The following is a 19,415-nucleotide window of genomic DNA, read 5'->3' as shown; positions in this document are numbered from 1 at the left end:
CCTAAGCGAGGGTGATGAGGTCCAGGTAGTCTTCGTTCCAGTGGTCCTCGACGCCGTCCGGGAGCAGGACCACGCGTTCCGGGTTCAGCGCCTGAACTGCGCCTTCATCGTGGCTGACGAGCACGACGGCGCCGGAATAGTTTCGCAGTGCGCCAAGGATCTCAGCGCGGCTGGCCGGGTCGAGGTTGTTGGTGGGCTCGTCGAGGAGCAGCACGTTGGCGCTCGAGGCCACGATCGTGGCGAGGGCCAGTCGTGTCTTCTCACCACCGGAAAGCACACCTGCCGGCTTGTCGACGTCGTCACCGGAGAACAGGAAGGACCCGAGAATCCCCCGGACCTCAGCGTCCTTCATGTCGGGAGCGGATGAACGCATGTTCTCAAGGACGGTGCGGTCGTGGTCCAGGGTTTCGTGTTCCTGCGCGTAGTAGCCCACTTTGAGCCCGTGCCCCGGAACGATTTCGCCGGTGTCCGGCTTGTCCACCCCGGCGAGCATCCGCAGGAGGGTGGTCTTGCCTGCACCGTTGAGGCCCAGGATGACCACTTTGGAGCCACGGTCGATTGCGAGATCCACGTCGGTGAAGATTTCCAATGAGCCGTAGGACTTGCTCAAACCCTCTGCGGTGAGCGGAGTCCTACCGCACGGAGCCGGATCCGGGAAACGCAAGGCTGCCACGCGGTCATTCTCGCGGACTGCTTCGAGGCCGCCGAGCAGGCGTTCGGCACGCTTCGCCATGTTCTGCGCCGCGACGGCCTTGGTGGCCTTGGCACGCATCTTGTTGGCCTGGTCCATGAGGACCTGGGCCTTCTTCTCGGCATTGGCGCGTTCGCGCTTGCGGGCGCGCTCATCGGTTTCACGCTGTTGCAGGTAGCGCTTCCAACCCATGTTGTAGAAGTCGATCTGCGCCCGGTTGGCGTCCAGGTGGTAAACCTTGTTAACCGTGGCTTCGAGGAGCTCCACGTCGTGGCTGATCACAATCAGCCCGCCCTGGTGGCTCTTGAGGAAGTCCCGGAGCCAGGTGATGGAGTCCGCATCGAGGTGGTTGGTGGGTTCGTCCAGGAGGAGAGTTTCGGCGTCCGAGTAGAGGATCCGGGCCAGCTCCACGCGGCGGCGCTGGCCGCCGGATAGTGTCTTGAGCGGCTGGTTCAGGAGCCGCTCGGGAAGTGCCAGGTTGGAGGAAATAGCTGCGGCTTCGGCCTCGGCCGCATAACCGCCTCCTGCGAGGAACTCGGCTTCCAAGCGGTCGTAGCGGTTCATGGCTTTGCGCTGGACCGTGGCATCTTCGCTGGACATGTCCGTTTGGGCCTGCTTCAGCTTGCCCACCACAACGTCGAGGCCGCGGGCGGAAAGGATGCGGTCGCGTGCAAGCTGTTCCATGTCCGGGGTCCGCGGATCCTGGGGCAAGTAGCCAATCTCACCACTGCGGGCAACCTTGCCAGCCGCGGGTAGTCCCTCGCCGGCTAGGACGCGGGTGAGGGTCGTCTTGCCCGCACCGTTCCGGCCCACCAGACCGATTTTGTCCCCCTTGTCCACGCGGAAGCTCACCTGGTCCATGAGCAGGCGGGCGCCGGCGCGCAGTTCGAGTTCCTGGACGGTAATCAATTCGGGGGATGCCTTTCAATGGGGAACACCCGCAGCACCGGAGGTCAAGGCGCGGCTGAAGTGGAAGGGCCGAACAAACGGCCTTTATGATTCTACCGCCCACTGGGTCGCCCGCTCGCCAGTGCTAAGGGCGCACGCGGATGATCCTGGAATAGTAAGTACCCTTGCTACTACTTTCGGCGCGTGGTTAGGTGAAGGTAGGACCCAGGAGGGGAGCGCCTGCATTGCGGCTCAGAGTTGAATCCGATTGGACGATTGCGAGGGAGGCTCTCGATGAGTAGTGCAACAGGATCCGATGGCAAACACGTCCGGGCTGACCGCGGCCAGAATGAAGTCCCGGACGCCGCCGAACCACGGCGGGACCGGGTGGACGATGGACGTGGAACTGGCCCTGGTTATGTTGACGACAGCTACGTTGACGACAGCTACGTCGACAAAACGAGCAGCTATCCCGTGGTTCCCGCCGCTTCCGACCCGGGCGCCGCCACCCGTGAGACGGTCATCGCCCGCGAAAAGGAGCAGTTCGGCGGAATCAAGATTGGCTCGGCCTTCTTCGGTTGGCTGACCGCCACAGGGATGGCCGTGCTGTTGGTCGCACTCCTGGCGGCGGCGGGGATCGCTGTGGGACTCGCCAACAACGCGAACGTCAGTGACGCAGTGAGCCTGGCGTCATCGCAGACCGTGGGCATTGCGGGGATCATCGCGCTCCTGGTCATCCTGTTCCTTTCCTATTATTGCGGCGGCTACGTTGCCGGACGCATGGCCCGGTTCAACGGCGTCAGGCAAGGGCTCATGGTCTGGTTTTGGGCAATTATCGTCGCCGTGCTGGTGGCGTTGCTGGGCTTGCTCGCCGGACCGCGGTTCAATATCCTCGCCAACGTGAACAGCTTCCCGAGGATCCCGGTGAATGAGGGACAGCTCAGCACAACCGGCATCATCGCCGCCGTCGTGGTGGCAGCAGTGACCCTCGTCGCCGCCGTACTGGGCGGACTAGCCGGGATGCACTACCACCGCAGGGTTGACCGCGCGGGTTTCACCCCAACAGCAGAGGACGTCGAGGCCTAGCCAAAGGCTCCGCCCGCCAACAGCGTCACTCTTTGTACCTTGGCACCAAGGCCTTGCTGTGCTGCTCGTTGACACCCTACAAAATGCCGTGCCAGGCCGCTCTGTAGTGTCGGTTTCAGGGGATTCATTCCACCCCAGGCACAGACAGGACGCACCATGAGCAGCACCGAAACCGCTTCCACGAGACGACCCTCCCCCCGCACCCGCTGGACTTCCACGGATATCGGCCTCATCGCGGTATTCGCAGCCCTTGTGGCCGCCTCAACGCTGATTCCGGGCATTCCGGTCGGCGCCTTGGGCGTGCCGATCACCCTGCAGACTCTCACCGTCATCCTGACCGGCCTCGTGCTCGGCGGCGGGCGGGCCTTCGCCGCCGTCGGGCTTTACACACTGCTCGGTTTCGCGGGCCTGCCGATCTTCAGCGGAGGCCGCAGCGGGCTCGGCATCCTGGCGACACCGTCGGCCGGCTACATCATCGCCTTTCCGTTGGCGGCGGCCACCGCCGGCTGGCTGGCAGCGATCGTGATCCGCAAGACCGTCAAGCACCGTGCCGTTTTCCTGTTCGCCGCCGCCATGATCAGCACAATCGTCCTCATCCACGGCCTCGGAGTGCTTGGCTTCATGGTCAACGGCAAGTTCGACTTCGCCAAGGCATTCCTCGCCGACCTGGCGTACTACCCCGGAGATACCATCAAGAACGTCCTGGCGGCGATCATCGCCGTCTCGCTCCACAAGGCCTTCCCGGACATCCTGGTCCGCCGCGTCAAATAAAGCGGGAACAATCAGTACATGAACACCATCATTCTCAGCGAGGTCTCAGTGCGCGTGGCCGTCGACGGCAGCCCGGCGCCCAAGACTTTGCTGCAGGACGTCTCCTTGGAACTCACAGAGCAACGCATTGCTGTCATCGGGGCCAACGGCTCAGGAAAGTCCACCCTGCTGCGCTTGCTCAACGGCCTGGTGGCTCCAAGCGAAGGTACCGTCAGCGTCAACGGCGCAGACAGCATGCGGGACGTTCGTCATGTCCGCAGCCAGGTGGGCTTCGTCTTCACCGATCCCCTGTCGCAGTTGGTCATGCCGACCGGCCGGGAAGACGTTGAACTCTCCCTGCGCCGTTCCATCAAGAACTCCAAAGAGCGTGCGGCCCGTGCCGAAGCTGTCCTGCAACGGTTCGGGATCCTGGACCTCGCCGATCAGAGTATTTACGAGCTCTCCGGCGGCGAACGCCAGTTGCTCGCCCTCGCGGCCGTCCTCGCGGTGAATCCCGCCGTGCTGGTCCTCGACGAGCCTTCAACGTTGCTGGACCTGCGCAACCGGGAGCTGCTCAGGCGAACGCTTGCGGGCTTGGAGCAACAGATCATCATGTCCACCCACGATCTCGACCTCGCCCTCGAAGCGGACCGCGCCTTGGTGGTGGATTGCGGACGGATAGTGTTCGACGGCGGAGCAGCCGACGCCGTCGAACACTACCGCGCGCTTTGTGCAAGGGAAGCGGCACCCGGCGAAGTCCGGCGAGTCGCCGCCGAATCCCCACAGGGCAAGGTGCAGGCGACGTGAGGGGCCACGGGGTCCTGATCCCCAACTATGTGCGGGGCGACTCGATCGTGCACCGCACCCCCCTGTGGCTCAAGTTCCTGCTGGTTGCCGGCTGCGGCCTGGCATCGTTCCTGATCGTGGACTGGCTTGTCTCGGCAGCGGTCCTCGCCGTGATGTGCGGACTCTTCCTGCTAAGCGGTGCGGGGTTCAAACGGCTCGCGCGTTCCGTGTGGCTCGTGACGCCCATCCTCGCCGTGATCGGCGCCTTCCAATGGTGGCAGCTTGGAGGCCCCGTTGCCGCGCGGATCGTGCTCAATGTGCTGGTCTGCGTCGTCGCGGCGTCGGTACTTACGGTCACGACTCCCGTGCAGGCATTGCTGGACGGGGTGGTTGCCCTGTCCAAGCCCTTCAAGCGTTTCGGGGCGGATCCTGAGCGCTTCGCGCTGACCATCGCCATTATGCTGCGCAGCCTTCCGTTCATTGCCGGCGCATTCTCCGATGTCCGTGACTCAGCCCGCGCGCGGGGGCTTGAACGCAATCCCCGTGCCTTGGTCTTGCCGGTGTTCATCACCACGGTTGCCTATGCGCGGCAGACCGGCGACGCCCTGGCCGCACGCGGCCTTGGCGACGCAGAAGACTAATCGCCCTGCAACTGCGAGTACTGGAACATTGCCGCCGTGCCCATTCCACCTGCGATGCTGATCATCGCCAGCGCCAAACTCTCCCGGCCCGGTCGCTCTTCGGCAATCCTGCGGGCCTGGGCCAGTAGCCGTGTCACCAGGACAGCCCCCGACGCACCGTAAGCGTGTCCCAACGCCAGCGCTCCGCCGTCGAGGTTCGCCCGTTCCGGTTCCACTCCCAACGCGTCAAGGCAAGCGAGCGTCTGCGAAGCGAATGCCTCGTTGAATTCCACGAGGTCCAGTTGCCCAGGTTCAAGATCCAGCCCCGCCAGCAACCGCTTGGCGGCCACTGAAGCACCGATGCCCAGCAGTTCCGGGTCCACGCCTGCTGTGTCACTGCCCAGGACGAGCAATCCGTCCGCGGCACCAAGTTGCCGGGCCCGCTCCAGCGAAGTGATAACGACGGCGGAGGCCGCGTCCGCATCGAAGCACGAGTTTCCGGCCGTCACAGTGCCGCCCGGTACGAATGCCGGCGGGAAGCGGGCCATGAGTCCGGCCCTAAGGGATGCCCGGGGTCCGTCATCCGCCTGCACCACGGCGCCCCCTGCTTCCAAGGGAACAATTTCCGGGGCGAATGCGCCCGCCGCAGTGGCAGCGACCGCACGCTGGTGACTCCGCAGGGCGAAATCGTCCTGTCGTTCGCGGCTGACGAAGAATTCCCGCGCCACATTTTCGGCAGCCACCCCCATGTCCGGGTCCCCGAACTCGGGTGGCACAAAGGTGGCGCGCGTGTAGAAGTCCGGCTCGCCGTCGGGATCCTGGTTTCGCCTGGCACGCAGCGGGGCAGTACTGATGCTCTCCACTCCCCCGGCCAGAAAGACGCCGTTACCTCCCGCGGCAACGAGCCGGGAGGCCAGGGCGATGGCGTCGAGGCCGGAACCGCACTGCCGGTCCACAGTCAGGCCGGGAACGCCCACAGGCAGTCCCGCGCGCAGTGCGGCATACCGGGCCAGGTTTCCGCCTCCGCCCACCGCATTGCCGATCACGACGTCGCTGACATCCGAGCCGGCAACACCCGTGGCTGTCAGCAGTGAGCGCAGGACCGGAGAGAGGAGTTCCTCGGCGCGAAGTGACTTCAGCCGTCCGTTGGCGCGGCAAATAGGTGTGCGCAGAGCGGCAATGATCACCGCTTGGCGCGAAGGGTCCAGCCCTGTGCCCGACTCGCGGCTAGGCAAGGGGTTGCGCCCGCGGATCGTTGTTCTCAATCCAGTCGAGCAACATCTGGCGGCTGACCTTCCCACGGTCCGTCACGGGCAATTCGGACAGTGTGAAGTACCGCAGGGGTCGCTTGTCCCGGGCGAGTAAACCGTCCAGGCCCGTCTTCACTTGGGTTGCCGTCACCGAACCGTAGGCGGGTACGATTCCCGCCACAACTTTCTGACCGCGGACCTCGTCCAGCATTCCGGCCGCGACGGCCGCCGAGACCCCGGGGACCGATGCCAAAGCAAGCTCCACCTCATGGGGATAGACGTTCCTCCCGGAGGTGATGATCATGTCGGATCGACGGCCGAGGATATGCAGGACACCGGAGTCCAGATAGCCCTGGTCCCCCACCGTGTACCAACCGTCAAAGCACCGGAGCGCCTGGCCGTCGTCGCCCCAAAGGTACCCATTGCTGACCATGCCGGAGCGGACGCAGATGTTCCCGTCGGCACCTTCGGGCGCCTCCGCGCCGTCGTCGTCAATGATCTTGAGTTCGACGCCGGGAAACGGCCCGCCGATTCCCGTGCCGCCGACGTCGAGCGGTTCCCCGGCAGCAAGGCGCGTTCCGGAAACGAAACTGAGCTCGGACGCACCGTAGTACTCGAAAATTGCCGCATTGGGCGCCCAACGCCTGGCGGCCTCAAGGGTGCGGGCGTCCAGTTTCGAGCCTGCACAGATGATGCTCCGCACGCCGGATGCGTCCACGCCTCCGGTCAGTCCGCGCTCGCTCAACAGGCGCAGCATGGTGGGCACGAGGACCAGGCGGGTGACGCCGTCGTAAGCGATGGCTGCGTGGACGTCGCCGACGTCGAAGGTCTCCATGGTGTGGAAGGCGGCCCCGGCGTACAGGCATTCGGACAGGGCGTATAGGTTCAAGCTCGCGGCCAGCGGTCCGGGCGCGAGAGTCCTGTCCTCCTGTGTCAGCCCGAAAAATTCGATGGAGGCGTCAAACGAGACCTGCCACGAACGCCGTGAACGGGTGAAGGCTTTGGGTACGGACGTGGTTCCGGACGTCAGGCCGATGAGGAACGTGGTGTCCGGACGGCCGTCGGACAGCTCGTCGCCGTCGCCAAGCTCACGGGCTGCGGCGGAGGCGTGGGCGGCCGCGGGCCCGGCTTGTCCGATCCTTTGCGCGACCTGATCGATCATGGCTTGCGGCCACAGGGGGTCGAGCACGGCGCAGCGCCGCTCGCCGGCCACGGCGGCCGTGTAGGCCACCACGAAGTCCAGGGAATTGGGCTCGGCGAGTACCGTCGTCGCGGCCGTCTCCCCCAGGCGCAATGTTGCGGCGTCCCGGAGGTCAGCCCAGTTGAGCCGTTTGCCGCCAACGACGACGGCAGTGTCGTCGGGGCGTTCATCGGCCCAGAGCTGAAGTTTGTCCAGGAAAGGCATCATCGAATTTTAGCCTGTACCGCACGCCCAGAACCTTCTGTGACGCCTATCGTTCCCCACCGGCCCCCCTCGCCTCACAAGTTCGGCCAGGGAACCCTGCCGGCGTGGGCCCAGCGCCCTTTTGAGGACGACGGCGGCCGGCCACCTTCGCTGGAAGGTGACCGGCCGCCGTCGTGGTCTAAGCAGGCGCTGGGGACTTAGATGTTGAAGCCGAGGGCCCGCATCTGGTCTTTGCCGTCGTCCGTGATCCGCTCGGGACCCCATGGGGGCATCCATACCCAATTGAGGCGCCAGTCGTCCACGATGCCGTCGAGCGACTGGCCGACCTGCTCTTCAAGGACATCCGTCAGCGGACAGGCCGCCGTCGTCAACGTCATATCGATGAGCAGAGCGCCGTCGTCTTCCGAGTACTTCAGACCGTAGAGCAGCCCAAGGTCCACCACGTTGACACCGAGTTCCGGGTCAATGACATCCTTGAGCGCCTCCTCGACGTCCTCGAGGCTGGTGCGAGCCGCGTTGATTTCGGTCATGGCGGGAGTCCTAACTAGGCCTGTGCTGCTGCGGCAGCAGCAATGGTGGCTGCGCCGGCGCCCGTGGCGTAACGGTCGTAGCCTTCTTCTTCGAGACGGTCGGCCAATTCGGGGCCGCCCTCTTCGACAACCTGGCCATCAACAAACACGTGGACGAAGTCCGGCTTGATGTAGCGCAGGATGCGGGTGTAGTGGGTGATGAGCAAGGTACCCATGTTGCCCGCGGCGTGGGCGCGGTTGACGCCCTCGGAGACGACCTTGAGCGCGTCGACGTCGAGACCGGAGTCGGTCTCGTCCAGCACGGCGAACTTCGGCTTGAAGAGTTCGAGCTGGAGGATTTCCACGCGCTTCTTCTCGCCGCCGGAGAAGCCTTCGTTGACGTTGCGCTGTGCGAAGTCGGCGTCGATGCGCAGCTGCTGCATGGCCGCCTTGACGTCCTTCGTCCAGGTGCGGAGGGCCGGTGCTACGCCGTCGATTGCCGTCTTGGCCGTGCGCAGGAAGTTGGTCATGGTGACGCCCGGAACCTCTACGGGGTACTGCATGGCCAGGAAGACGCCGGCACGGGCGCGCTGGTCAACGCTCATGGCCAGCACGTTTTCGCCATCGAGCGTGATGGTGCCGCTCGTGACGTTGTAGCGCGGGTGGCCGGCAATGGTGGACGCCAGGGTGGACTTGCCCGAACCGTTGGGGCCCATGATTGCGTGGGTCTCGCCGGTCTTGATGGTCAGGCTGACGCCCTTCAGGATCTCCTTGGTGCCTTGCTCCGTCTCGATGCTGACGTGCAGGTCCTTGATCTCAAGAGTAGACATGCTCTTCTTTCTTTCGTAAGTCTTTAGGCACTTGGCGCTCAGTAGTTCTGTACTGAGGCGCCGTTCACAACGTTGGTCACGTCCACGTAGACGTCGTCGCCGTCGAGGGTGACGGCGAAGACCGGGACGGGGTCATAAGCAGGGAGCTGCAAGGGCTGTCCGGTGCGGAGATCGAACTGTGAACCGTGGCCCCAGCATTCGATCGCGCAGCCTTCAATTTCGCCCTCGGCGAGCGAAATGTCCGCGTGCGAACAGGTGTCGCCGATGGCGTGGATCTCTCCCATCGAGTCCTTGACGATGGCCACGGGGTAGTCATCGATCAGGATGCGCAGCGCCTGCTTGACCTGGATCTCGTTGGCGTTGCATACCAGTTCGCCTTGTGGCTGATCGCTCATAGTCTGTTTTCCCTGCCTGGCTGGTATTAGTTGTCGCTCGCGGCGAGCTCACGCTCAACAGCTTCGGTGAGGCGCTCTTCGAGTGCCGGTACCTTGATCTGCTGAATGATCTCGTTGAGGAAGCCACGGACCACCAAACGGCGGGCAACGTCTTCCGGGATGCCACGTGCCATGAGGTAGAACAAGTGCTCGTCGTCGAAACGGCCGGTGGCGCTGGCGTGGCCCGCACCTTCGATCAAGCCGGTTTCGATTTCGAGGTTCGGCACCGAGTCGGCGCGTGCACCGTCCGTGAGGACCAGGTTGCGGTTGGCCTCGTAAGAGTCGGTGCCTTCTGCTTCCTTACGGATCAGGACGTCGCCCACCCACACGGTGTGTGCGTTGCGGCCCTGCAGGGCACCCTTGTACAGCACGCGGGACTTGCAGTTGGCCACCGCGTGGTCAACGAAAAGCCGCTGTTCGAGGTGCTGCCCGGCGTCGGCGAAGTACAAGCCGAACATCTCGACGTCGGCGCCCGGCGCCGTGAAGCGGGTCGAAGGTGTCACTCGGACAACGTCGCCGCCGAGGCTGACCACGATGTGCTTGAATTTCGCGTCGCGGCCGATCTTGGCCTGCTGCGAGGAGGCGTGCACGGCGTCGTCGTTCCATTCCTGGAGCGAAATAACCGTGAGCTCCGCGCCGTCCTCCACGAGGATTTCAACGTTCTCCGACACGACGGCGCTGCCCTGGTGGTCAAGGACGACCACAGCCTTGGAGAATCGCTCCGCCACGATCACGATGTGCTGTGCGGAAGCTTCAGTTGAGGTGCCGGTAAGCAACACTGACACTTCGCCGTCGAGCCGGAGCTCGGCGGGCACCGTGATGACGGTGGCCTCGGCGAAGTTCTCCCAGGCGTTGGCGGAGACGCGGTCCTCCGGAATGGCCGCGGAGCCGATACGGACGTCGTCCCGCCCCACGGTCTCGACGACGACGCCGTCCGGGCCGGTAACGGCGACGGACGGCGCCGAACCGGAGAGGACCTCGTTGTGAAGGCCGCGAAGCCGCTTGAGCGGGGTGAAGCGCCAGTCTTCTTCCAACCCGGTGAGGGGCTTGAAGTCAGCCAGCTTGTACGAGGTCAGCCGACCTGCACGCGAACTGTCCGGAATTCCAACCCCGCCGCCGTGGGAGTGGCTCTTGGCCGAGGCGCCCGCAAGCGGTCCGGCCGAAGGCGCCTGTTCCGACGTCTTTTCCGAGGTGGAAGACGTGTTGGTGCCGGTGTTGACCGGCGAGAGGTTCTCGCCCTCTTCGGTGAAACCGTTGATAAATGGCTTTGCCGATGGCGCGCCGATGCGGGCCTTTTCAGTAGTGATTTCAGTCATTGCTAACCGACGGATCCTTCCATCTGCAGTTCAATCAGGCGGTTGAGTTCAAGGGCGTATTCCATAGGCAACTCACGGGCAATCGGCTCAATGAAGCCGCGCACGATCATGGCCATGGCCTCGTCCTCGGGCATGCCGCGAGACATCAGATAGAAGAGCTGCTCCTCACTGACTCGGGAAACGGTGGCCTCGTGACCCATCACCACGTCATCCTCGCGGATGTCGATGTAGGGATAGGTGTCGGAACGGGAAATCGTATCAACCAACAAAGCGTCGCAACGCACGGTGTTGGCGGAGTGCTTGGCGCCTTCGCGGACCTGGACCAGGCCTCGGTAGGCTGCACGACCGCCGCCGCGGGCCACGGACTTGGAAATGATGGAGCTCTTGGTGTTCGGCGCGATGTGGACCATCTTCGAACCGGTGTCCTGGTGCTGGCCTTCGCCGGCGAAGGCGATGGACAGGGTCTCACCCTTGGCGTGCTCGCCGACCAGGTAGACAGCCGGGTACTTCATGGTCACCTTGGAGCCGATGTTGCCATCGATCCATTCCATGGTGGCGCCTTCTTCGCAGATGGCGCGCTTGGTAACCAGGTTGTACACGTTGGTGGACCAGTTCTGGATAGTCGTGTAACGGACGCGGGCGCCCTTCTTCACGATGATTTCCACCACGGCGGAGTGCAGCGAGTCCGAAGTGTAGATCGGAGCGGTGCAGCCTTCGATGTAGTGGACGTACGAGTCCTCGTCCGCGATGATCAGGGTGCGCTCGAACTGGCCCATGTTCTCGGTGTTGATGCGGAAGTAGGCCTGCAGCGGGATGTCCACGTGGACGCCCTTGGGAACGTACACGAAGGAACCGCCCGACCACACGGCCGTGTTCAGCGACGCGAACTTGTTGTCGCCCACCGGAATGATGGTGCCGAAGTACTCCTGGAAGATCTCCGGGTGCTCGCGGAGGGCGGTGTCGGTGTCCAGGAAGATAACGCCCTGTGCTTCCAGGTCCTCGCGGATCTGGTGGTACACAACCTCGGACTCGTACTGCGCGGCCACGCCGGACACGAGGCGGCTGCGCTCGGCTTCCGGGATACCCAGCTTCTCGTAGGTGTTGCGGATGTCCTCGGGGAGGTCTTCCCACGTGGCAGCCTGCTTCTCGGTGGAGCGCACGAAGTACTTGATGTTGTCGAAGTCAATGCCGGAGAGGTCTGCACCCCAGGTGGGCATGGGCTTGCGGTCGAAGTACTTCAAGCCCTTCAGGCGGAGGTCCAGCATCCATTGCGGCTCGCTCTTCTTGGCCGAAATGTCGCGGACTACCTCTTCGTTGAGACCACGGCGTGCGTTCGCGCCGACGTCGTTCTTGTCAGCCCATCCGTACTCGTAGGTGCCAATACCGTGCAGCTCGGGATTCTTCTCCAGAATCTCCGAGATCACAGCACCGTCAGCTAGCGCTTTCTCTGCTGTTCCTTCAGCTAATTGACCCGTCATCACGGCCTTTCTTACTGATTGTTGGATTCGACATGGGGCGCGGCCGGCAGCTTCGGAAACCCGAGGGCCTCCTTGGCGGCTGGCCTGCCGGTAGGAATGTGGGTGGTGCAGACATGTCCGCCCTGCGCGAGGGTGGAGAGCCTGCGGACATCGACGCCGACCAAACGGGAAAAAAGTTCGGTCTCAGTGTCGCAAAAAACGGGAAATTCCGCGGCGAGCTGCTGGATGGGGCAATGGCCCTGGCACAGCTGGACGCTCGAGAGGGAAGCGGGCAAAGGCGCCTTGGTCTCAATCGACGCAGCCGACGCGACGTATCCGTCCCTGCTCAGCGCCTTGGACAGCGCCACAGCGCGGGCCGCAATGTCGGAACCCGCCAGGTCGACTTCGGGTGCGTAGCGCTGTTCCATCTCGGCGAAACGCTCTACTGCATAGTCCCTCACAGCTTCTTCGCCGGCGAGGTCCCGGAGCCTCCGCAACGCGGAACTGGCAATGTTCAGGTAGTCATCCCCGAGCTTCGACTGCCCTTGGGAGCTGAGGACATAGCGACGGGCCGGCCGGCCTGCGCCGGCACCCGCCTTTGCGACGCGTTTTACCTCGATGACCCCGGCGCGCTGAAGGTGATCCAGGTGCCGGCGGACAGCTGCAGGGGTGAAGCCGAGCATGTCGCCAAGTTCAGCCGCGCTGACAGGGCCGTGTTCCAACACCGCGTTGAGAACACGGTCCCGGGTGCGGTCTTCCGCGTCAGCCACGCCAACGGCTGTGCCACCGGGCACAGGCATGACCGTGCTATGCCTTGCGGGCACGGAAACAGAACTCCTCATGGAATACACAACACAATCATGTCGTAATTTAGTCCGTGCATCCAGTAAGGCAAGGCTGGCCTGCGGCACCTTGCCCGTTGCACCCCTACTACTTCACGTAGAATACTCTGGTGCGATCCCCCGAATCCCCTGTCCTCACCATCGATGGACTCATCAAGGACGTTGGCCCGCTGGCTTCCCTTGACGGCAAGATGCTCCGGGTAGTCAGCGGATTGTCGATGTTCGCAGAACGCGGCCAGATCACTGCCTTGCTGGGTGCCAACGGTGCGGGAAAGACTACAACGCTCGAATGCGCGCAAGGACTTCAAAAGCGTACGGGCGGCCGCATCGAACTCCTCGGCGAAGACCCTGACACGGCCGGCGCGAACCTTCGTTCGCGCGTCGGCGTGATGCTGCAGGACGGCGGCCTCCCGCCGTCGGCCCGTCCCATCCCCTTGCTTCGGCACATTGCCGGCATGTACCAGAACCCCCTTCCCCTGGACGGACTCGTGGAGCGCCTGGGCATAGACACCTTCAGCCGCACCGGCGTCCGGCGCTTGTCCGGCGGTCAAAAGCAACGGCTCTCGCTTGCGGCTGCCCTGATCGGCAACCCCGAAGTCCTTTTCCTGGACGAGCCCAGCGCGGGACTCGATCCCCAGTCGCGCCAAATCGTCTTTGAGCTCATCGCCGAACTGCGGGATGCCGGCATGGGCATCATCCTCACCACGCACCTCATGGATGATGCCCAGAGGCTTGCGGACTACGTTTACATCATCGACGCCGGTCACAACGTCGCAGAGGGCACCGTCGCCGACTTGCTGAGCCACGGCCACGAGGCCGTGGACGGGGTGACCGAACGCACCCTGTTCTTTGATGCCCCGGCGGGCCTTGACATTGCCGCGGCCATCGGCGACGAATTGACCATCACCGAAAGCCGGGCAGGCAGCTACGCAATCGCAGGCACGCTGACGCCGCAACATCTGGCGAAGCTCACGGCCTGGTGGGCCGAGAAGGGCATCATGCCGGCCTCCCTCCGCTTGGAGGCGCGCAGCTTGGAAGACGTTTTCCTGGACATTTCCGGAAGGGACATCCGATGACCAGCGCAACCCCCGCCCTCAGCAGACCCCACGCCGGACCAGCGCCCTTGATGCGCAGGATCCTGCTGCAGGGCCGCTACGAAACTTTGACCATGATCCGGAACGGCGAGCAGCTGATCCTCGCGGTGATCATGCCTTTGCTGGCCTTGGTGGGACTCACCGTCACACCGCTGCTCGATGGCTTGGGCGCCAGTCGCGTGGACATCGCGACGCCGGGCGTGCTCGCACTGTGTGCCATGTCCACGGCATTCACCGGCCAAGGCATCGCCACCGGCTTCGACCGCCGCTACGGCGTGCTCCGCTTCCTCTCGACCACTCCCTTGGGCCGGACCGGCCTCATTGCAGGCAAGATCATCGCCGTCTTGGCCGTCCTGGTCCTCCAGGTCCTGGTGATCGGCGCCGTGGCCGGGTTGCTCGGCTGGAATCCGCGGCCTGAAGGTTGGCTTCCCGGCCTGGGGCTTTTGGTTCTCGGGGCTGCCGCCTTCACTGCGCTCGGACTCCTGGTTGCCGGTACCGTGCGGCCGGAGGCAACCCTCGCCATCACGAACCTGCTCTGGATTCTGCTCGGCGCCCTCGGCGGAATCGTGGTTCCTGCCGAGCGTTTGCCGGACCTGGCACAGAACATCGTGCACTTCCTGCCCTCGGGGGCCCTGGGGCAGTCACTCAGGGACGCCTTCCTCCATGGCAGCGTGTCCCTGCCCTACGTTCTTGTGCTGCTGCTATGGACGATCGTCCCTGGCGCGGCCGCCGTCCGCTGGTTCAAATGGAACTGAGCGTCCAGTTGTCGAACCGAACCGTCAGCGTGAATTAAGTACCGAGAATTGAGAAAACTGTGAGCACGGCTTCCCGCCTCCCGAAGTCCATCCAGCAGTTGACCGCCAAGCTGCCCACGGAAGTCAACAGCACCGTCCGCAGGCTGGCCATGTTGTCCCTGATCGGCCAGGTGGTCCTGGTGGTCACTGGCGGCGCGGTCCGGCTGACATCCTCAGGGCTCGGCTGCCCGACATGGCCACGCTGCACCAGCGGTTCCCTCGTGAATACGCCGGAGATGGGCATCCACGGCTTCATCGAATTCGGCAACCGCATGCTGACGTTCGCCTTGGCGGCCGTCGCCGTTCTGATGCTGGTGTATTTGTGGAACCTCCGCAAGGAACGTCGCGACCTTTTCCTCCTGGCTGTGGGCCTGCTTGCCAGCATTCCGGCACAGGCCATCATCGGCGGCATCACCGTGCTGTCCAATCTGAACCCCTGGGTTGTCGGACTGCACTTCCTGGTTTCCATGGCCTTGGTCGTCTTCTCCACGCTCCTGGTCAACCGCGCCTATGGCCGGACCGGCCGCTTCATGGAACGGCCTTTGGCCCCGATTCCGGGCGCAATGAGCCCCGTCATGACCGCCGTCGCGTTCTTCTCGGCAGTTGCGGTGTGCCTCGGCGTCGTGGTGACTGGCGCAGGACCCCACGCCGGAGACGCCAATGCGCCGCGCAACGACCTCGACTGGGACCTCTTCTCGCACATCCACGCAGTGCCGGCGTACCTCATCACGGCCGGAGCCGTCTTCGCCGTTTACTTCGTCCTGCGCAAGGGAATCATCGGCCCGTTCCGCGCTGCGGCCTTGCTGCTGCTCGCCGTGACGGTCCTGCAGGCGGTCATTGGCTTTGCCCAGTACTACAACGGCATCCCCGCGCTCCTGGTTGGGGCGCACATGTTGGGTGCCGCCCTGCTCATGAGTGCCGCCACGAACGCGGCGGATGTGGCCCGGTTCAGCCCGAAGCTCTAGCCCCTGGCGGCTGCTTGGCTCGCCTTAGCCAAAGGGAAGACCCTCCTTCACGTCATGTGACGTGAAGGAGGGTCTTCCGTTTTACCCCTATAGGTGAGCGGGCGTTTGGGAAAAAGGCGACATAGCTGAGCGGGCGTCCTACGGTGACGGGGACGTCAGCCGCCGATGATCGGGGAACCGATGAACGGGTCCACCGCGAGGGCAATGAAGAGAAGGGTCAAGTAGCTGATGGAGCCATGGAAGACCTTCATGGCTCCCTTGTTCGAAACGTCCCCGCCCTGTGCCCGGTTGTAGAGGGCGTGGGATTCATAGAGGAACCAGGCACCCGCGAGGACGGCGGCGATGGTGTACACCCAGCCCGCGCGGCCAACCGGCACCAAAAGCAGCGAGCACACCACCATGGCCCAGGCGTACAAGACCACCTGGACGGAAACCACCTTGGCACCGGCGATGGCGCCCAGCATGGGGACGTTGGCGTTGCGGTAGTCCTCGCCGTACCGCATCGACAGCGGCCAGTAGTGCGGCGGAGTCCACAGGAAAATCACCATGAAGAGCACGACGGCGGGCCACTCAACAGTGTTTGTTACCGCCGCCCAGGCGATCAGCACCGGGAAGCAGCCGGCCGCGCCGCCCCATACGATGTTCTGTGCCGTGCGGCGCTTGAGGATCATCGTATAGATGACAACGTAGAAAACAATCGCACCAAAGCCGAGCCAAGCCGAAAGCGGGTTGGCCCCGAACCACAGGATGGCGATGGAGGCAGCTCCAAGGATCCACGCGAAGACGAGTGCTTCGCGAGGGGTGACTTCGCCCGTCACGAGGGGCCGCTTTTCGGTGCGGTGCATCAACTTGTCGATGTCGCGGTCGATGTAGCAGTTGAAGACCCCCGCGCTGCCGGCGGCGAAAGCGCCGCCCACCAACGTGGCCAGAATCAAGCCGATGGACGGGAAGCCCCGCTGCGCGAAGATCATCGTGGGCAAGGTACTGACGAGCAGCAACTCGATCACGCGGGGTTTGGTCAGTGCCAGATACGCCTTGAACTTACGGTACATTCCGCGCTTCCCCACAGCCGGGGAAGCATTGAGGGGCGTATCTGTTGTGCTCACGTTGGCAGTCACTCTGTTCTTTGCTGGTGTTGTCAAGGCGGGTTTCCCGCGGTGGCGGCACCCCGGTTCGGCCTCCAGATATCATACCGTGGCCTGTCCGACGCCACGGCACCGGCGAACTTTCCCTTGTTTCCGAAAGTTCACCGGCACTTTGCCGCCGCCGTGATTCATAAAACGGAATATGCGTCCATTTTTTGAGATTCCCACCATTCGGGGCCGCGAACCGGGCTAAGCTGTCTGCAGATCAGCTCACGCAAGGTTTCCGAGAAAGCGTATTCTCAGATTTGCATGTCTGGATGATAGATCAACGTTTCAATGGTGAACGGCTGGTAGGAACTTCGCAGCGGGCGCCATCCTGTGCCCGAGGCTTGCCATGTGCCGTCACCAGCCGTCAGCACAGAGAGGGGCTCGGTTTACGTGCCACATTTGGAAGAGCAAGAACTGACTTGGACAAGCCTGGACCAGCGCGCCGTGGATACCGTCCGCGTTTTGGCCGCTGACGCCGTCGAGAAGGTCGGCAACGGTCACCCCGGCACGGCCATGAGCCTTGCACCGGCCGCCTACCTTCTCTTCCAGAAGCTGATGCGCCACGACCCGAAACACCCGGACTGGATCGGCCGTGACCGGTTCATCCTGTCCCCCGGACACACATCGCTGACCCTGTACATCCAGCTGTTCCTTTCCGGCTACGGCCTGGAACTGAAGGACCTCGAGGCCCTCCGCACGTGGGGATCGCTGACCCCCGGCCACCCGGAATACAAGCACACCGCCGGCGTCGAGATCACCACCGGCCCGCTGGGCCAGGGCCTGGCCTCCTCCGTCGGTTTCGCCTACTCGCAGCGCCGCCAACGAGGCCTGTTCGATGCCGATGCTCCCGCCGGCGAATCGCCGTTCGACCACACCATCTGGGTCATCGCCTCCGACGGCGACCTCCAGGAAGGCGTCACCTCGGAAGCTTCTTCCCTGGCCGGGCACCAGGAACTGGGCAACCTCGTGGTGATCTACGACGAGAACCACATCTCCATCGAAGACGACACCGACGTGGCCTTCACCGAAGACGTGCTCAAGCGCTACGAGGCATACGGCTGGCACACCCAGCGCGTGGACTGGACCAAGACAGGCGAGTACGTCGAAGACGTCCAGGAACTCTACGGCGCCCTGCTCGCCGCGAAGGCCGAGACCTCCAAGCCGTCCATCATCTCGCTGCGCACCATCATCGGCTACCCGGCCCCCAAGAAGCAGAACACCGGCAAGATCCACGGATCCGCCCTCGGCGCCGAGGAAGTCGCCGGGCTCAAGGAGGTCCTGGGCTTCGACCCCGAGCGTTCCTTCCAGGTTGACGAGGACGTCCTGGCACATGCACGTGCCGTCGTCGAACGCGGCGCAGCCGAGCGCAGCGAATGGCAGGCATCCTTCGAGGCGTGGCAGACCGCCAACCCCGAGGGCGCGGCGCTGCTTGAGCGCATCGAGGCCAAGAAGCTTCCTGTCGAGCTCGACGCCGCGCTGCCGGTGTTCGAAGCAGGCAAGGAGGTTTCCACCCGCGCCGCGTCCGGCAAGGTCCTGAACGCGATCGGCCCGGTCCTTCCGGAACTGTGGGGCGGCTCGGCCGACCTCGCCGAGTCCAACAACACCACCATCGAGGGTTCGCCGTCGTTCATTCCGACCTCGCGCTCGACCGGCGCCTGGAAGGGCAACCCCTACGGCCGGGTGCTGCACTTCGGCATCCGCGAGCACGCCGCGGCGTCGATCGTGAACGGCATTTCGCTGCACGGGCGGACCCGGGCGTTCTCCGGCACGTTCCTGATCTTCAGCGACTACCAGCGTCCCGCGATCCGCCTTGGCGCCCTCATGGGTGTCCCGTCGCTGTACGTCTGGACCCACGACTCCATCGGCCTGGGCGAAGACGGCCCCACCCACCAGCCGGTGGAACAGCTGTCCACCCTGCGCGCCATCCCGGGCCTGGACGTCGTCCGTCCCGGCGACGCGAACGAGGTTGCCGCAGCGTGGAAGACCATGCTGGAGAACCACGAGAACCCGGCAGGCATCGTGCTCACCCGCCAGAACATCCCGACCTACGCACGCGGCGAAGGCATTGCCGAGGGCGACACCTTCGGCTCCACCGCCGGCGTCGCAAAGGGCGGCTACGTCCTGGCCGAGGCTTCGAAGAACGGCGCCACGGTCCCGGCCGACGTCATCCTCATCGGCACCGGTTCCGAGGTCCAGCTCGCCGTGAACGCCCGCGAAGCACTCCAGGCCGAAGGCATCGCCACCCGCGTCGTCTCCATGCCGTGCGTCGAATGGTTCAACAAGCAGGACTCCGCGTACCGCGAGTCCGTGCTCCCGGCCGCCGTCAAGGCCCGCGTCTCGGTCGAAGCCGGCCTGGCACTGGGCTGGAAGGAATTCGTCGGCGACGCCGGACGCTCCATCAGCCTCGAGCACTTCGGCGCCTCCGCAGACTACAAGCGCCTCTTCAAGGAGTTCGGCATCACGGCAGAAGCAGTCGCCGCCGCCGCCAAGGACTCCCTCGCGGGTCTCAGTAGCTGAAAACGCTTCTGAGACGAATCCGACAGCAACGAACAGATTTCCAAGGAG

The 19,415-nt window shown here is 64.2% G+C and carries 18 protein-coding genes; 8 read left to right on the top strand and 10 right to left on the bottom strand.

The genetic code is table 11. The features are described from left to right. Nucleotide 1: 1 nt before the first annotated feature. Nucleotides 2–1,600: an ABC-F family ATP-binding cassette domain-containing protein gene (locus ABD742_RS09200; RefSeq protein ID WP_234749405.1), complete on the bottom strand. Its 1,599-nt coding sequence runs from the start codon at nt 1,598–1,600 to the stop codon at nt 2–4. A gap of 273 nt (nt 1,601–1,873) precedes the next feature. Between ABD742_RS09200 and ABD742_RS09195 the strand changes: the two genes are divergently transcribed. From ABD742_RS09195 to ABD742_RS09180, 4 genes are all read left to right on the top strand, one after another. Further along, a complete protein-coding gene (locus ABD742_RS09195) occupies nt 1,874–2,665 on the top strand; it encodes a hypothetical protein (RefSeq protein WP_234749407.1) in 792 nt (263 codons plus the stop codon). A gap of 156 nt (nt 2,666–2,821) precedes the next feature. After that, the gene (locus ABD742_RS09190) at nt 2,822–3,436 is read left to right on the top strand and encodes a biotin transporter BioY (protein ID WP_234749410.1); all 615 of its coding nucleotides are present in this window, start codon (nt 2,822–2,824) and stop codon (nt 3,434–3,436) included. Between the two features lie 18 nt (nt 3,437–3,454). Further along, nucleotides 3,455–4,222, top strand: coding sequence for an energy-coupling factor ABC transporter ATP-binding protein (locus ABD742_RS09185; RefSeq protein ID WP_234749413.1), 768 nt, complete (start codon nt 3,455–3,457; stop codon nt 4,220–4,222). Beyond that, a complete protein-coding gene (locus ABD742_RS09180) occupies nt 4,219–4,842 on the top strand; it encodes an energy-coupling factor transporter transmembrane component T family protein (RefSeq protein ID WP_234749416.1) in 624 nt (207 codons plus the stop codon). The genes ABD742_RS09185 and ABD742_RS09180 overlap by 4 nt, the downstream gene beginning before the upstream one ends. Here ABD742_RS09180 and ABD742_RS09175 read toward each other — a convergent pair. The 8 genes from ABD742_RS09175 to ABD742_RS09140 form a co-directional block, all read right to left on the bottom strand. Further along, on the bottom strand, nt 4,839–6,056 hold the full coding sequence (locus ABD742_RS09175) for a thiolase family protein (protein ID WP_234749420.1): 1,218 nt from the start codon (nt 6,054–6,056) through the stop codon (nt 4,839–4,841). The genes ABD742_RS09180 and ABD742_RS09175 overlap by 4 nt on opposite strands. Next, nucleotides 6,049–7,476 (bottom strand): class I adenylate-forming enzyme family protein, encoded by a 1,428-nt coding sequence (locus ABD742_RS09170; RefSeq protein ID WP_234749423.1) that lies wholly within the window; start codon nt 7,474–7,476, stop codon nt 6,049–6,051. Before ABD742_RS09170 ends, ABD742_RS09175 begins: the two co-directional genes overlap by 8 nt. Nucleotides 7,477–7,673: 197 nt before the next feature. Next, on the bottom strand, nt 7,674–8,006 hold the full coding sequence (locus ABD742_RS09165) for a metal-sulfur cluster assembly factor (protein ID WP_234749426.1): 333 nt from the start codon (nt 8,004–8,006) through the stop codon (nt 7,674–7,676). 14 nt (nt 8,007–8,020) lie between these two features. Next, nucleotides 8,021–8,815, bottom strand: coding sequence for a Fe-S cluster assembly ATPase SufC (gene sufC / locus ABD742_RS09160; RefSeq protein ID WP_234749429.1), 795 nt, complete (start codon nt 8,813–8,815; stop codon nt 8,021–8,023). A gap of 38 nt (nt 8,816–8,853) precedes the next feature. After that, nucleotides 8,854–9,210: a non-heme iron oxygenase ferredoxin subunit gene (locus tag ABD742_RS09155; protein ID WP_059389267.1), complete on the bottom strand. Its 357-nt coding sequence runs from the start codon at nt 9,208–9,210 to the stop codon at nt 8,854–8,856. 26 nt (nt 9,211–9,236) lie between these two features. Further along, nucleotides 9,237–10,565: a Fe-S cluster assembly protein SufD gene (gene sufD / locus ABD742_RS09150; RefSeq protein WP_234749432.1), complete on the bottom strand. Its 1,329-nt coding sequence runs from the start codon at nt 10,563–10,565 to the stop codon at nt 9,237–9,239. A 2-nt stretch (nt 10,566–10,567) separates the two neighbouring features. Further along, nucleotides 10,568–12,043 (bottom strand): Fe-S cluster assembly protein SufB, encoded by a 1,476-nt coding sequence (gene sufB / locus ABD742_RS09145; protein WP_234749436.1) that lies wholly within the window; start codon nt 12,041–12,043, stop codon nt 10,568–10,570. A gap of 11 nt (nt 12,044–12,054) precedes the next feature. Next, nucleotides 12,055–12,822, bottom strand: a complete 768-nt coding sequence (locus tag ABD742_RS09140; RefSeq protein ID WP_234749975.1) for a helix-turn-helix transcriptional regulator — start codon at nt 12,820–12,822, stop codon at nt 12,055–12,057. A gap of 152 nt (nt 12,823–12,974) precedes the next feature. On the opposite strand from ABD742_RS09140, the gene ABD742_RS09135 reads away from it, so the two are divergent. Genes ABD742_RS09135 through ABD742_RS09125 form a run of 3 tightly spaced genes read left to right on the top strand, consistent with a single transcriptional unit; the run spans nt 12,975 to nt 15,717 of the window. Then, on the top strand, nt 12,975–13,940 hold the full coding sequence (locus tag ABD742_RS09135; protein ID WP_234749439.1) for an ABC transporter ATP-binding protein: 966 nt from the start codon (nt 12,975–12,977) through the stop codon (nt 13,938–13,940). Continuing rightward, a complete protein-coding gene (locus ABD742_RS09130; RefSeq protein WP_234749442.1) occupies nt 13,937–14,713 on the top strand; it encodes an ABC transporter permease in 777 nt (258 codons plus the stop codon). The genes ABD742_RS09135 and ABD742_RS09130 overlap by 4 nt, the downstream gene beginning before the upstream one ends. Nucleotides 14,714–14,772: 59 nt before the next feature. Continuing rightward, nucleotides 14,773–15,717, top strand: coding sequence for a COX15/CtaA family protein (locus tag ABD742_RS09125; RefSeq protein WP_234749444.1), 945 nt, complete (start codon nt 14,773–14,775; stop codon nt 15,715–15,717). A 155-nt stretch (nt 15,718–15,872) separates the two neighbouring features. On the opposite strand, the gene ABD742_RS09120 is transcribed toward ABD742_RS09125, so the two are convergent. After that, nucleotides 15,873–16,835, bottom strand: coding sequence for a heme o synthase (locus ABD742_RS09120; RefSeq protein ID WP_234749447.1), 963 nt, complete (start codon nt 16,833–16,835; stop codon nt 15,873–15,875). A gap of 414 nt (nt 16,836–17,249) precedes the next feature. On the opposite strand from ABD742_RS09120, the gene tkt reads away from it, so the two are divergent. Continuing rightward, entirely contained in the window at nt 17,250–19,367 is a 2,118-nt protein-coding gene (gene tkt / locus ABD742_RS09115; RefSeq protein WP_234749977.1) for a transketolase, read from the top strand. Nucleotides 19,368–19,415 lie beyond the last annotated feature (48 nt).

Source organism: Arthrobacter ramosus (assembly GCF_039535095.1).
GTDB lineage: Bacteria > Actinomycetota > Actinomycetes > Actinomycetales > Micrococcaceae > Arthrobacter > Arthrobacter ramosus.
This window is presented reverse-complemented; position numbering and strand designations above follow the sequence as displayed.

Bases quoted from the DNA above. Each gene is read 5' to 3' on its own strand.
- ABD742_RS09190 (WP_234749410.1), top strand. From the start codon at position 2,822: ATGAGCAGCACCGAAACCGCTTCCACGAGACGACCCTCCCCCCGCACC.
- sufC (WP_234749429.1), bottom strand. From the start codon at position 8,815: ATGTCTACTCTTGAGATCAAGGACCTGCACGTCAGCATCGAGACGGAG.
- ABD742_RS09130 (WP_234749442.1), top strand. From the start codon at position 13,937: ATGACCAGCGCAACCCCCGCCCTCAGCAGACCCCACGCCGGACCAGCG.
- sufD (WP_234749432.1), bottom strand. From the start codon at position 10,565: ATGACTGAAATCACTACTGAAAAGGCCCGCATCGGCGCGCCATCGGCA.
- ABD742_RS09165 (WP_234749426.1), bottom strand. From the start codon at position 8,006: ATGACCGAAATCAACGCGGCTCGCACCAGCCTCGAGGACGTCGAGGAG.
- ABD742_RS09170 (WP_234749423.1), bottom strand. From the start codon at position 7,476: ATGCCTTTCCTGGACAAACTTCAGCTCTGGGCCGATGAACGCCCCGAC.
- ABD742_RS09185 (WP_234749413.1), top strand. From the start codon at position 3,455: ATGAACACCATCATTCTCAGCGAGGTCTCAGTGCGCGTGGCCGTCGAC.
- ABD742_RS09195 (WP_234749407.1), top strand. From the start codon at position 1,874: ATGAGTAGTGCAACAGGATCCGATGGCAAACACGTCCGGGCTGACCGC.
- sufB (WP_234749436.1), bottom strand. From the start codon at position 12,043: ATGACGGGTCAATTAGCTGAAGGAACAGCAGAGAAAGCGCTAGCTGAC.
- ABD742_RS09140 (WP_234749975.1), bottom strand. From the start codon at position 12,822: ATGCCTGTGCCCGGTGGCACAGCCGTTGGCGTGGCTGACGCGGAAGAC.
- ABD742_RS09155 (WP_059389267.1), bottom strand. From the start codon at position 9,210: ATGAGCGATCAGCCACAAGGCGAACTGGTATGCAACGCCAACGAGATC.